The organism is Paenibacillus woosongensis (assembly GCF_009725165.1).
GTDB classification, from domain to species: domain Bacteria; phylum Bacillota; class Bacilli; order Paenibacillales; family Paenibacillaceae; genus Fontibacillus; species Fontibacillus woosongensis.
This window is the reverse complement of record NZ_WNZW01000002.1, coordinates 902111-915534: the sequence shown is the minus strand read 5'-3', so window position 1 is coordinate 915534 and position 13424 is coordinate 902111. Positions and strand designations below refer to the sequence as shown.

Genomic DNA, 13424 nt, shown 5'->3' with positions numbered 1-13424 from the left:
GAAGGGCGGATACCGCCCTTTTTGGCTGTTAAGGGAGTTGATTGATTGAAGAAGGTATGGAAGGGGCTACTTTCCTTATTGCTTATTATGCTCATCGGCGCAGGCGCGCTGGCTGCGTACGGCTATATGGAAATGCAGCCCGTGAACCGGTCGGAGCAGCCCGTCCAGATTACGATCGCACCGGGAACGGGAACGGCTTCGATTGCGAAGATTTTGGAAGATCAGGGTCTGATCAAAAACTCATTTATGTTCAAAACCTATTTGAAATGGAATTCGCAGGGCAGCCGCTTCCAGGCAGGCATATATGAAATGCAGCCGGGCGTGACGTATGACGAAATCATCCAAAAGTTAAACAGTGGGGACGTGGTCAAGGCCGAGATGATTCGCTTTACCATACCTGAGGGTTACACCGTTAGGCAAATGGCCGACAAGCTCGCCGATGCAGGTTATGTGGATAAAGAAGCGTTCTTGCAGCTGACCAAAGAGCCTCGGGGAATCGATGGTGCCGTTCTTGCCGATGTTCCGGCAACGGCGGTGCTGAATTATCGCTTGGAGGGATATTTGTTTCCAGAAACCTACGAATTGGAAAAAGGAAGCACAGAGGCGGATATCATTGCCAGGATGCTGCAGGAAACGGATAAACGAATCAAGAGCATTCCTGATTTTGACCAGAAGCTGAAGGCGCGGGGACTGGATTTCAATCAGTTGATGACGGTCGCTTCCCTGGTGGAGCGAGAGGTCGTTGCGGACAGTGAGCGGGCCCTGGTGGCAGGCGTAATTTATAACCGCATCGCCAGGGATATGAAGCTGGAAATCGATGCAACGGTTCAGTATTTGCTTGATAAGCCGAAGGAACGTTTGCTGTACAAGGATTTACAGAGCGTGGACAGCCCTTATAACACCTATATGTACAAGGGGCTTCCTCCGGGGCCGATCGCGGCACCCAGCTTGAAATCGATCGAAGCCGCGCTGGAGCCGGAGAAGTCGGATTATTTATTTTATGTCACCAAAAAAGACGGCAGCGGCGAGCATTTATTTGCGAAGACGTACGCGGAGCATCTGCAGAATATCAAAAAAAGCAAAGAAACAGCTAAATAACGAAGGTGGTTGAATATGGGAAACAAACCGGAGCTGCTTGTCCCGGCAGGTTCTTTGGCGGAGCTGGAAGGCTATTTGGAAGCCGGAGCCAACGCTGCGTTAATCGGGGAAGAGAAATACGGAATGAGGCTGCCCGGCAGTATGGCCGTAGATGAAATCGCAGAGGCCGTGAAGCTGGCTCACGCCCGCAGCGCTAAAATTTACGTCAGCGTAATAAATATTATTAGCAATGAGCTGCTGGCGGAGCTTCCGCTCTATTTGCAGCAGCTGGAGCAGGCCGGCGTCGATGGCATCCAATTCGGGGATCCTGCGGTTCTGCAGGCAGTAAGATCCATGGGGTTGAATTTAAAGCTCCACTGGAATGCAGAAATGACCTCCACGAACTATGCAACGGCGAATTATTGGGGGAGCAAAGGGGCATCGCGCGTCGTGCTGGCCCGCGAGCTCAATATGGATGAAATCACGGAAATGCAGCCTCACCTCAAACTTGATTCTGAGGTACAGGTTCACGGCATGACGAATATTTATCATTCCAAACGCCGTCTGGTGGACAGTTATTTGAAGCATCAGGGAAGAACGCTGGAGTATGGCAAAGACGAATTGGGCAAAGAGCGGGGATTGTTCCTTGTCGAAGCGGAGCGTCCTGGAGAGAAATTTCCGATTTTTGAGGATACGAATGGCACGCATATTATGAGCTCGGATGATATTTGCATATTGGAGGACCTGCATCATCTGATGGCTGCGGGTGTGAACAGCTTCAAAATCGAAACTTTACTGAAAGACGTGAATTACAATACGACGGCTATTAGGGCTTACCGGAAAGCGGTCGACAGCTATTTTAGCAATCCGGACGACTATGAATTCAATGAAGATTGGCTGGATGCAATTCGGGAAGTTCAGGATCCCGAGCGTGAGCTTTCATTTGGCTTCTTCTATAAAGAGCAAGTATATTAATAAAGGCAAGAGGTGAACGAGGATGCAAACGGCACAGAAACATCAGCCGAAATATACCGGGAAACGCTATCGCTTGGACAAGCCTGAGCTGCTGGCTCCGGCGGGAAATTTGGAGAAGCTGAAATTTGCCATTCATTATGGGGCGGACGCAGTATATATCGGGGGACAGAAATATGGTCTTCGTTCGAATGCGGATAATTTCAGTTTTGAAGAGATGCGCGAGGGCGTGGAGTTCGCAAAAAAATACGGAGCTAAGGTATTCGTGGCTACGAATATTTATGCGCATAATGAGGATATAGAGGGAATCGAAGAATATTTACGCAACCTGGAAGCTGCAGGAATCAGCGCGATCATTGCGGCGGATCCGATCATTATCGATACGGCTCGCCGCGTAGCGCCAGGGCTTGAGGTGCATCTTAGCACCCAGCAATCCACGATCAACTGGCAGGCGGTGAAATTCTGGAAAGAAGAGGGGTTACCGCGGGTCGTACTGGGCCGGGAAACCAGTATGGAAGAAATCCAGGAAATCAAGAAGCATGTGGACATCGAGATAGAATCTTTCATCCATGGGGCCATGTGTTCATCCTTTTCCGGACGGTGCGTATTGTCTAATCATTTCACGGACCGGGACTCCAACCGCGGGGGCTGCTGCCAGTCCTGCCGCTGGAAATACGATTTGTTCGAAGATGGACCGGGCGAGGAAGCCTGGGTATCTGAAGAGGAATTGGCTATGGCACAGGCAGGGCGGTCGCCGAAAACTGGGATTACCCCGCTCCCGCTGTTCCAGGAGGAGGATAACCCGTTTACGATGGGCTCCAAAGATATGTGCATGATTGCCCACATTCCTGACCTGATCGATGTCGGCATTGACAGCTTTAAGATTGAAGGGCGAATGAAGTCGATCCATTACGTGGCTACCGTAGTCAACGTCTATCGCCAGGCGATCGATTCGTATATGGCCGACCCGGATAACTATGTATTAAAACCGGAATGGCTGGAGGAAATCAATAAAGCGGCGAATCGTCCGCTGAATACGGGCTTCTTCTACGATACGCCGGATCACGAGGATCATATTTATGAGCCGGAGGAGAAGGCGGTGCCGTACGACTTCGCCGGACTTGTCATGGAATATGATCCGGCTGAAGGCACGGCAGTTATCCAGCAGCGCAACTACTTCAAGCCAGGCCAGGAAGTCGAATTCTTCGGTCCGAACGGAACCTTCTTCAAGCAAACCGTTGGAACGATCTGGGACGAGGAAGGCAACGAGCTGGATGCGGCACGCCACCCGCTGCAAAGAATCAAAATGAAAGTAGATCATCCCGTAGCCTATTTTGATATGATGAGAAAAAAGAAATAATGGGATAAAACATCAAAAAAAGAGCCTTTGTCCGAGTAGGACTAAAGACTCTTTTTTTGATGTTCAGAAACATAGATTTCAGTGGCTCCAGAACCTGAAAATGCAAGAAAAGCTGCAAACAGCCGCAGTCTGGTCCCTTTGGGCAAGACCCCGCCAAGAAGTTTTCCTTACTGTCATTTTAACTTTTTTGGCAGAACGTTAAACTCATAGGAGATTTTTACCGATAATAAAAAGGAAAAGGTGGTTTTTTGTCGAATATTAACAAGCAACAGAGGAAAAATTTATGAGGTTTGTAGCATGACCTCGAGTCCTACTTTCGTGGGGTTAATTATTATGAGCGGTGGGTGATCAACATGAAATTGGTTCCAAAGAAGGAGAACCAAGCTAAAGACAACAAGAAAAAGACAAAGAAAGGTACGGATGCAATACAGCCTAAAAATAAAGCAGGCGGAGGCTGGAAGGAGAAATTTAATTCTGCGATCGAGAGCCTTCCAAAAGACTTCAATCCGTCAAGATCGGTAGGCATCCGTTTGTTTCTTATTTTCTTCATTGCGATTATGTCCTTTGTACTTGCGATAGGAATTCTATCCTATACAATGGCCAAAAACACGATTGAGAAGAATGCTGAAACAGCAAGCCAACAAACCATCGTGCAAACTTCGCAGAAGCTGGATATCATTTTCCAGAAATATGAAGAAACTTTGCAGCAGGTATTCCTTGACGATGAAATGCAGAAAGCAATTCGGGACGCCTCTCTTACTACTACATCAGATTATGACCGCTTCACAACATCTAACCAAATGAGAAACCGTCTGAACTCGATGACGTTCTCAAGCAAAGGCGTTGTTGCGGTATACATGGTTCCAGGGGAAGAGGATCTGATCGGCCCGGTAACGTCGGGAAGTGCAGACAATAATTTCATCAACAATATTCGCAGCGAATCCTGGTTCGAGGACATGGCGAATACGTCTCAGGTGAAATGGATAACGGCTTCCAATGAGAATGCAAGCGGAACGCAGATCTTCAGATTGGTCAGATCTGTGCAGAGCGTAAGCAGTATGAAACGTTTCATTCTCGTGGCTGATATTAACCTGGAAATTCTAAACGGATATTTGCAGGAGCTTAACCTTGGTAATGGCTCTAAAGTCCAAATGCTCACGGCTGATAATATGATCGTTGGTTCTTCGGTTGAAGGAGAGAACGGACAGCAATCTGAATTTACTATTCAGAAGAAGGAAGACGGAGCCCCAGGAAGCACACGCATCAAAAATGCGCAGGGCAGAACGGTGCTGGCGGTGTACAATACACAGCAAAATTCAGGCTGGACGCTGATGGGCGTACTGCCTACGGATCAATTGACCAAGGATGCCAGAGGTATCCTGGTGACTACGTTCGTCTCGCTGGCTGTCGTAGCTGTTATTGCCATCCTGATCGGCATGTGGATAGTCAGAATGATCGGACGTCCGCTGGTTGCGCTTAAGAATTTGATGGAGGAAGGCGCGAAGGGCAACCTTAATGTCCGGATGAAGCCGAAATCCAAGGATGAAATCGGAATGCTTACCGCGAGCTTCAATGTCATGATGGAGCAGATTACACAGCTGGTCAAGCAAACGAACAATTCCGCGCAAGATGTGCTGGATACGGCGGCTGAACTGACACAGGCTTCCAATAAAACAGCTATTTCTGCCAAGGAAATTGCAATCGCGACAGAGGAAATTGCTAATGGAGCAACAAGCTTGGCCAATGAAGCAGAGCGGGGCAATGAGCTGACGGAGAACATTTCGCGGCAAATGGAGCATGTCATCTCCGCGAATAAAGAGATGGAAACATCCGCACGTCAGGTGGAAAGATCCAGCCAGCAGGGTACGGAGTACTTGAACGAGCTGCTGCAAAAGACAAGTGTTACGGGAGAAATGGTCAATGCGCTAACTGAGAAGGTAGAAGCGCTGAAATCCAGCACATCCTCCGTTATGAAGGTACTCGACGTTATGCAGAACATTACGCAGCAAACGAACATCCTGTCGCTGAACGCTACGATTGAAGCGGCTCGGGCCGGAGCTGCAGGGCGCGGATTTATGGTCGTAGCAGACGAAATCCGCCAGCTGGCCGATCAGTCCAGACAATCCATCACGATGGTAGGGGAAATCACGGACAATATCCAGAAGGAAATGAATGAGACTGTCGAGGCCTTGTCGGAAGCAAGCCCGCTATTCCAGGATCAAATCAAATCTGTGAAGGAAACAAGTCAAATCTTTGTATCTGTTCAGGAGCAAATGGAAGGTTTCGTGCAGCATCTGGATTCGGTAACAGCATCGATCGACGAGCTGAACCAATCGCAATCCGTATTGTCTGAAGCGATGAGCAACGTCAGCGCGGTAGCGCAGCAGTCGTCCGCGACCTCGGAGGAGGTAGCTTCCCTAAGCAGCGAGCAGCAAAACGTCGGAGACCAGCTTGTCAACCTATCCAGCAAACTGGAGAATGTATCCAATGGCCTGAAGGAGTCTTTGTCCAAGTTCACAGTGTAACCTAGACAAAAATATAGGCGTACTAATATGGACAAACTTAGAGTATATGTTAGTATGTTTATAAAATCTTATCTGAGGTGATTGTAGGTTGATAGGTCGCAGCGGCAATCCGACATTGAATGACAAAACATTCGATCAAATCGGATATCATTCCGGACAGGATGCAATGACGATTGAAGGTACGGTCAACAAAGTATTTATTACACTTGCGGTACTCTTAGGTGGCGCATTTGCATCCTGGTCCATGTATTTCAACGGGCAGAACGTAATTCCTTACGCCATCGGCGGGGCGATAGGCGGCCTCATTCTGGCTCTTATCATTAGCTTCAAGCCGACGACAGCTCCGTTTCTCGTACCGATTTATGGGGTTCTTGAAGGGTTGTTTCTAGGCGCGATCTCTGCGATTTTCGAAAATGTGCAGCGCGGGATCACGTTGCAGGCCGCACTGCTGACGATGGGTGTCTTTGTCGCTTTGCTGCTCGCTTACAAATCAAGGCTGATTAAAGCGACGGAGAACTTCAAGCTGGGCGTGTTTGCGGCTACAGGCGGCATTGCGCTTGTATATTTGCTGAGCTTTGTGCTAGGGTTCTTTGGAATATCGATTCCTTATCTGCATGAGAGCAATTGGATCGGTATCGGAATATCCGTCGTCATCGTAATCGTGGCCGCTCTGAATCTCGTACTTGATTTCGATTTCATTGAGAATGGCGCTAACCAAGGCGCTCCAAAATATATGGAATGGTACGGTGCGTTCGGATTAATGGTTACCTTAGTATGGCTTTATCTCGAGATCGTTCGCCTGTTGGCAAAACTGGCGAGCCGGGATTAACGGATCGTGTTTCAAGATTGAGGTGGAGAGAAATCTCCGCCTCTTTTTTATTTTAAAATTTAGAGAATGATCTAAAAGGCCTAGTTAAGTCTGGGCTATAGTATTATAACAATTGCTTCTTGATATAGTCCTTAGCACTATTTAATTTATGACTTTAGCTTTCGATATTATAAATAAGGTGCAACAGAATATATACGAAGGGAGGGTCTTTTCTATGAAAACTCATGTTATGGAGCTTAAGGCCGGAGACAGATTAAGGGAAGATACTTTTAATGGTGCTGGACTTCACATATTGCCTAAAGGTACGGTTATTCAAACCGAGGAAATTGCCTTATTAATTCGTCAGAGCATCGATTATGTCGACATCGATCCGCGTGACGGGGGGAGCGAAGAGGCTTATTCTTCAAATGTCCCAGACAGTTTGGGATTCAGCCAGGAATTGCGAAGAAACTTCGATAAGACGATTCAAGCTTTTCAGGCCATTTTTCTTGAAGCGTTAACGACGGGCAAATTCAATCAGTCCATGGTTGACGAACACCTGCTGCCGACTTTGGAGGCGCTGGATGACCGCAAAAATATTACAACTCTGCTGTACATGCTCAGCAATGACGACGTGAACATTTATAATCATTCCCTGCAGGTTGGACTGCTGTCTTATTACATAGCTACCTGGCTCGGATACTCCAGAGAAGAGTGTCATGAGATCAGTAAAGCAGGATATTTGCACGATATCGGCAAAAGCCGTGTGCGCCAATCTATAAAAAACAAAACCGAGTTGCAAGACGAAGAACTGGAGGAAATGAGGCGCCATACCCATTATGGCTACGAAATTATCCGGGAATCGATCAAGGACAATAAGACGATCGCACTTGCCGCTCTCCAGCATCATGAATATGAAGACGGCTCCGGATACCCAATGGGAATCGGAAGAACTGAAATACATCCCTATTCACAAATTGTAGCCGTTGCCAACGCATATGTCGAAATGACGACTTCGCCTAGGCGGCAACCGCATGATAGTTTAATCACCGTGCTGCGTAAAGTGTATGAGCTTGGATTCGGAAAGCTAAACGAAAGGGCAGTCCAAGCCCTGACTCAAAACCTTCTGCCAAACTTTATTGGCAAGCGGGTGCAATTAAGCAATGGGGAGAATGCAACGATCGTGTACAATAACCCCACGGATATTTTTAAACCTCTTGTTAAGGTGGATGATTTCTTCAGAGACTTGGCACGGGAGAGAGAGATTGAAATCGTCGAAATATTTTTTGAATAACTAACGTGAACAAGCCCGACTGAACTCTTTGACTCAGTTGGGTTTTTAGTTATCCGTTTATAACGCCGCATGGCGTTTTTTTTCATTTCATGGCGAAATTTCTACTAGCTCACCAAGCCAGATTACCCTGATAGTGTGAATCTGCTTTTCCCAGGAAATAATAAGAAGACGGAAAGGTGGAGGACGATGACATTACTTCGTAAAAAACGCATATTTTATATTCTAATAGGTTTTATGCTGATGCTTTGCTTGTATGCAGTTCGCATGGTCTGGATTCAGATCGCTTCGGCCAATAAGGCCATTAGCGCGTCTGGGATGACGATAAATGAATTAGCCGTTCGCCAGCGGGAGGAAGGAATAGAACTGGATCCAGGAAGAGGACATTTCTTGGATCGGTATGGCGAACCACTGACAGGGAAGACGGTTTGGGTTCCCGTCTTATTTCCGCTCAAACACTTACCAGATACCAGCGAAATCCATGATGTGGCTGATTTGCTTGGGGTTACGGCGGCTGAATTGGAAGGGAAATGGAGCAGGCTTCAATATCCGCATATATGGAGAAACTCGGAAGGGCAGGCGCCGCTTGTGCTGGCTGACCATGAGGCGGAGCGATGGAGCCAGGTTAGCGGATTTAGGATTCTCCCGTACATGCAGCGCTATTTGGAAGATAAATCGGGAAAACAATGGCTCGGGTATGTAGCGCAGCGACCGGATTATATCCGCAGTCTTTACGGGCAAACGAATAGCCGAGCGCTTCCTTTATCGCTGCAGGTTGGAGCGTCGGGACTGGAACGCACCTTTGACCAGTTTCTGCGCGGAGTCGGATCTACCCGGGCCGCCTATACCGTAGATGGACAGAAAAGGCCGATATCCGGTCTGGGGTTGCGTTTGACAACGGCTAATGACCGTTATTATCCGCTATCTGTCCGAACGACCGTGGATCGGACGATTCAGCAGCAGTTAGAAGATTTGACCGAGCAGATGGGAATCCGTGATGGAGCAATCGTTGTCCTGGATGCGGCGCAGGGAGATGTTGTGGCTATGGTATCACGTCCCTTTTTTAACCCCGGGCAAATCGATTTGAAGCAGGGCAATTGGAGCAACCATGCGGTGAAGGCTGCGGTACCGGGTTCGATCTTTAAGACGATAATCGCTGCTGCGGCCCTTGAGGAGGGGGCAGCTTCCCCGAGAGAAAAGTTTCATTGTACGGGACATTACGGTAAATACGGTCTTTCTTGCTGGAAGGAAGGAGGACATGGCAAGATTACGCTCAAGGAAGCTTTTGCCCAATCTTGCAATGTCGTGTTTGCCGAGTTAGGCGAGAGATTGACGGCCGACAGCATTGAACGTACCGCGGACAAATTGGGGCTCGGACGCATGGTCGGTTGGCAGAACCCCTCTTTTCGCGGAGGGCTGGCGTTAAGGCAGTTCGATCAAGAGGAGGCTGGAGCCGTGTTCGCCAAAGCGGCTAGCCCTGATGGAGGAGCGAGGGCACAAACGGCTTTAGGTCAACGCGATGTGTTGGTGTCTCCTTTGCAGGCTGCCAACCTGGTGGTAACCTTGCTCCAAGATGGGAAAGTAGCGGCGCCGCGGCTAGTCCAGGATATTTATTTTAAAAATGGCGTCCGAATGCTGGAACTCCCTCCCCAGTCCGCTCCATCCAATTACGGAGCTATTTCCCCGTCTACCGCAAGAGTACTGCGCGGCTGGATGAAGGAAGTCGTAAGTCATGGAACCGGGCAAGCTTTACAGAATGCACAGTGGCATCTGGCCGGCAAGTCAGGAACTTCCCAGGTTGTCTCGGCCGGGAGGCCGGCCAATCATCAGTGGTTTATCGGATACGGGCCAGTCGAGCAGCCCCGTTACGCAGTGGCCGTTCTTGTAGAGAATCGGAGCCCAGGCGCGCCACATCAAGCTACTGAACTGTTCCGTAGAGTGATGGATCTACTGGCAGCAAGAATTCATGAAATTTAAGACCCTAAATTTGGAGTTAATATGATAAAATAAAAGGGATACACTAAAAGCCTTAGGGCCCGCCAAAGTCAGTGAATGAGATAGAAAAGTGGGGAAAAAACATGGAGACTTTGCTGCTGTGGTTATTTTATATTTCAACACTATACGCTTTTATACCCGGTTTGATTACGCGATTGTTCGGCTTTCGCGTATTCAGGCGAGGGATCGGGATGGATGAGTTTGCTCTAACCTTCGATGACGGTCCGGACCCGGTATATACGTCGCAGCTGCTTGATTTGCTAAAGAAATACGGAGCAAAAGCCACTTTTTTTGTTGTCGGCTCGAATGCGGAGAAGTACCCGCATTTGATCAAGCGAATGCATGAAGAAGGCCATTTGATTGGCATTCATAATTATGTTCATAAGACGAACTGGCTAATGGGACCGGCAGCGGTTAAGAAGCAGATTCAACGAACAAATAAAATCATCCATGACATTATCGGCAGTAATACGCATTACTATCGTCCGCCTTGGGGAATCGTCAATTTGTTCGACTTCGCCAGACGCAACGAGACGCAGATTGTGCTCTGGTCGTCGATGTTTGGCGATTGGCGCCAGCGCCTGGGTGCAGATCGATTAACAGAGCGCATGCTGAAGAAGCTGAGGGGCGGCGAAGTATTCCTGCTGCATGATTGCGGTAATACGCTTGGAGCGAATGCGCAAGCCCCTATGGAAATGCTGAAAGCGCTGGAAAGAGTACTGCAGGTCGCCGAGAAGCAGGGAATCGGCACGATCCGGATTGACGATATGATCCAGCGGAGCGAAGCGGTCAAACGCGAGTCCCACGGTCAAAAAAGCATGCCGGCAGCGCCAAAAGAAACTTCCAAGCAGAAGGCAAGCCTTTCCTTCGGTAAACGTATTGTTGTCTCGTTATGGCTGCTGTGGGAGAGACTTTTTCATTTTGTCTTCCAGTTGAGAACAACAAATAAGGAAGAACCGATCTTTCATTTCCGCATTCGTCCGTACCGGGGAGAGCCTGTGATGATGAACGGCGATATAGAGCTCGCAAACGGCGATCGGGTATTGGAGCTTCATTTCGACAATAAGCGGCTGTTCGAAATCGGCTCTCGCTCAAGAACGTCCGTACAAGTCGCCATCCAAATGATCCGCGGCGTCGAAAAGACGCTTCCCGAGCTTGCGCAATATGTTCAGACCCATCCGGAATTAATGGATGTCAAGGCATTGTATGGCGTAAGCATGATCAACCGCGGACCGGAGCAGTTCGGGTTTACGGTAACCGATCTGCCGGACAGCTTCTTCGCCCGCTCGACGCGCCTGTACTTGAAATTTCTGATGAGCGTCATTCATCCTTCCGGCGGGGACCGTCTCAAGCAGCGTTCCTCCCATGAACTGATACCTAAGCTTATCGTGATGCCAATGGAACTCTTGCTTGATAAATACTCTGAAGACGGGTCGCATCGCCGTTTCTCTGGCAAAGAGAGCGGTGAGATTGCCTCCGACCAGGAGAGCGCGGAGGCCGAGGAAACTGCTTTAAGCGCAACGCAGCCGTGTTAGTCCTTAAACTAAAGGGGCGGTTCCACATGAAGATGTGGAACCGCCCCTTTCTATGCATTTGAAGATGATTTCAATTAAATTTTCATAACTCCGCCGTTGCTTGCGTTGGTGACGAGCTTGGAATAGCGGGCAAGGTAACCGGTCTTCACCTTTGGCTCGAAGCCTTTCCAGTTCGCACGGCGACGGGCCATTTCCTCATCGGAAACATGAAGCTCGATTTTGCGGTTATTCAGATCCAGCTCGATGATATCTCCATCTTCTACGAAGGCGATAGGTCCACCCTCGGCTGCTTCCGGAGAAATATGGCCGATACTGATGCCGCGGGAAGCTCCAGAGAAGCGACCGTCCGTGATGAGGCCGACTTTCGCGCCAAGGCCCATACCGACAATTTGCGACGTTGGAGCGAGCATTTCTGGCATACCTGGTCCGCCTTTTGGCCCTTCATAGCGAATGACGACAACATGGCCTTCCTTGACCTTGCCGTTTGCGATGCCTTCCAGCGCTTGCTCCTGCGAGTCGAAGCAGATGGCAGGGCCTTTATGGTACCCGCCAACCGAAGGATCAACCGCACCAACCTTGATTACGGAACCTTCAGGTGCAAGGTTGCCGTACAGAATGGCGAGGCCGCCTTTCTCGGAATGCGGGTTGTCGATGGAACGGATAACTTCACGGTCATGGACCTCGCTGCCGGCCACGTTCTCGGCAAGCGTCTTGCCTGTTACGGTCATTTGGCCGCCATGGATCGCTCCAGGCTTCTTCAACAGCTCGTTGATTACGGCACTTACGCCGCCAGCCCGGTGAACGTCTTCGATGAAATGGTCGGATGCCGGAGCCAGCTTCGAAATATGAGGGACACGGTTGGCCACCTCGTTGATACGCTCCAGCGGGTAATCGATGCCTGCTTCCTGAGCCAAAGCCAAGGTGTGCAGCACTGTATTGGTTGATCCACCCATAGCCATATCAAGCGCGAAGGCGTTGTCGATCGATTCTTTTGTTACGATATCACGCGGTTTAAGATCAAGCTTGATCAGCTCCATCAATTGACGGGCGGATTGTCTTACGAAATCCTTCCGCGCTTCGTCGACCGCGAGAATCGTACCGTTGCCCGGCATGGCCAGTCCCAGCGCTTCGGCGAGACAGTTCATAGAGTTGGCCGTGAACATACCGGAGCAGGAGCCGCAAGTCGGACAGCCGTATTGTTCAAGCTCAAGCAGGTCAGCATCGTCGATCTTGCCCGCTTGATAAGCGCCTACGCCTTCGAAGACAGAAGTCAAGGACAGTTTGCGTCCTTTGCTGTCTACGCCGGCTTTCATCGGTCCGCCGCTGACGAATACAGTCGGGATGTTCACGCGAAGCGCACCCATCATCATCCCTGGCGTGATCTTGTCACAGTTCGGGATGCAGACCATTCCGTCGAACCAGTGGGCGGAAACAACGGTTTCCAGGGAATCGGCAATGATTTCCCGGCTTGGCAGGGAATAACGCATCCCGATGTGCCCCATCGCAATACCATCATCGACGCCGATGGTGTTGAATTCAAAAGGTACGCCGCCGGCTTCGCGGATCGCTTCTTTGACGATTTTACCGAATTCCTGCAAATGCACGTGGCCAGGAACGATATCAATATAGGAGTTACAAACGGCGATGAACGGCTTACCGAAATCCTCGTCCTTCACGCCTGCAGCCCGCAGCAAACTGCGGTGAGGCGCGCGGTCGAAGCCTTTTTTGATCATATCTGAACGCATTTTCTTGGCAGTCATGGTTGCCTATCCCCCCATAAAATGTATATTGTGATTTTGGAACTTTACACCGCTAAAGGTTTTCTCTAAAGTCTATCATATGTATTCGGCTTTTTCTAGCG

The 13424-nt window shown here is 49.4% G+C and carries 9 protein-coding genes; 8 read left to right on the top strand and 1 reads right to left on the bottom strand.

Features of this window, described 5'->3' with window-relative positions; genetic code table 11:
* Positions 1–45 precede the first annotated feature (45 nt).
* From mltG to GNP95_RS10415, 8 genes are all read left to right on the top strand, one after another.
* A complete protein-coding gene (mltG, locus tag GNP95_RS10450; protein ID WP_155610739.1) occupies positions 46–1098 on the top strand; it encodes an endolytic transglycosylase MltG in 1053 nt (350 codons plus the stop codon).
* Positions 1099–1113: 15 nt separating this feature from the next.
* Positions 1114–2052, top strand: a complete 939-nt coding sequence (locus tag GNP95_RS10445; RefSeq protein WP_155610738.1) for a peptidase U32 family protein — start codon at positions 1114–1116, stop codon at positions 2050–2052.
* A gap of 22 nt (positions 2053–2074) precedes the next feature.
* Positions 2075–3409, top strand: a complete 1335-nt coding sequence (locus tag GNP95_RS10440; RefSeq protein WP_155610737.1) for a peptidase U32 family protein — start codon at positions 2075–2077, stop codon at positions 3407–3409.
* A gap of 353 nt (positions 3410–3762) precedes the next feature.
* Entirely contained in the window at positions 3763–5934 is a 2172-nt protein-coding gene (locus GNP95_RS10435) for a methyl-accepting chemotaxis protein (protein ID WP_155610736.1), read from the top strand.
* A gap of 88 nt (positions 5935–6022) precedes the next feature.
* Complete coding sequence (locus tag GNP95_RS10430; protein ID WP_155610735.1) at positions 6023–6763, top strand: Bax inhibitor-1/YccA family protein; 741 nt, start codon at positions 6023–6025, stop codon at positions 6761–6763.
* 214 nt (positions 6764–6977) lie between these two features.
* Positions 6978–8036 carry an HD-GYP domain-containing protein gene (locus GNP95_RS10425; protein ID WP_155610734.1) on the top strand — a complete coding sequence of 353 codons (1059 nt, stop codon included), beginning with the start codon at positions 6978–6980 and terminating at the stop codon, positions 8034–8036.
* Positions 8037–8222: 186 nt separating this feature from the next.
* Entirely contained in the window at positions 8223–10010 is a 1788-nt protein-coding gene (locus tag GNP95_RS10420) for a peptidoglycan D,D-transpeptidase FtsI family protein (protein WP_155610733.1), read from the top strand.
* 101 nt (positions 10011–10111) lie between these two features.
* On the top strand, positions 10112–11563 hold the full coding sequence (locus GNP95_RS10415) for a polysaccharide deacetylase family protein (RefSeq protein ID WP_155610883.1): 1452 nt from the start codon (positions 10112–10114) through the stop codon (positions 11561–11563).
* A 74-nt stretch (positions 11564–11637) separates the two neighbouring features.
* Here the strand turns inward: GNP95_RS10415 and ilvD are convergent, their stop codons facing one another.
* A complete protein-coding gene (gene ilvD / locus GNP95_RS10410) occupies positions 11638–13323 on the bottom strand; it encodes a dihydroxy-acid dehydratase (protein WP_155610732.1) in 1686 nt (561 codons plus the stop codon).
* Positions 13324–13424 lie beyond the last annotated feature (101 nt).